This window comes from Streptomyces africanus (assembly GCF_002150735.1).
GTDB classification, from domain to species: Bacteria; Actinomycetota; Actinomycetes; order Streptomycetales; family Streptomycetaceae; genus Streptomyces; species Streptomyces africanus.
The window spans coordinates 1-506 of sequence record NZ_MUKA01000235.1 but is presented as its reverse complement, the minus strand read 5'-3'; the positions used below and the strand labels follow the sequence as shown (position 1 = coordinate 506).

General features: G+C 71.5%; 1 protein-coding gene. It reads right to left on the bottom strand.

Annotated elements, in window-relative coordinates; translation table 11 throughout:
• On the bottom strand, nucleotides 1-506 hold a 506-nt coding region (locus CCL05_RS27535; RefSeq protein ID WP_143589954.1), incomplete at both ends, for a DUF4132 domain-containing protein.

Here is a 506-nt window from a genome sequence, read left to right as displayed (position 1 = left end):
GGGCGACGGGGTCCTGGCCGGGGGCGAGCCACATGGTGTACGCGCCGCCGGTGCAGTGGGCCGAGTTCTCCGGAGCGTCGATCGGGTAGAAACGGACCTGGTCGGTGCGCAGGCGCAGATAGATGCCGGAGTCGGTGGTGTCGACGCCGTACTCCTCGCCGTCGCCCTCGATCCAGTACTCGGCGCGCAGGCCCCACTGGGGCAGCTCGCGGGTGGCGGGAGTGGCCGAGTCGTCGACGCACAGGCGGAGCTTGTTGCGCCAGCCGCGGAGCGCGGCCAGGGAGTGGAACTGGTGCTGGCGCAGGACATGGGCCGCGAAGCGGTTGGAGTAGGTGCGGGTCGTGCGCTCGGCGTCGGTGAGCAGGTACACCTCGCGGTGGGCCTGTTTGAACGGCTGGGTGATGCCGTGCCGCTCCAGCCAGTCGCGCCAGGCCACGATCTCGGCGGGCTCGTGGCCGATCGGGTGCCAGAGTTCCACCCGCGTGCCCTGGCGCAGCGGTTCGTCG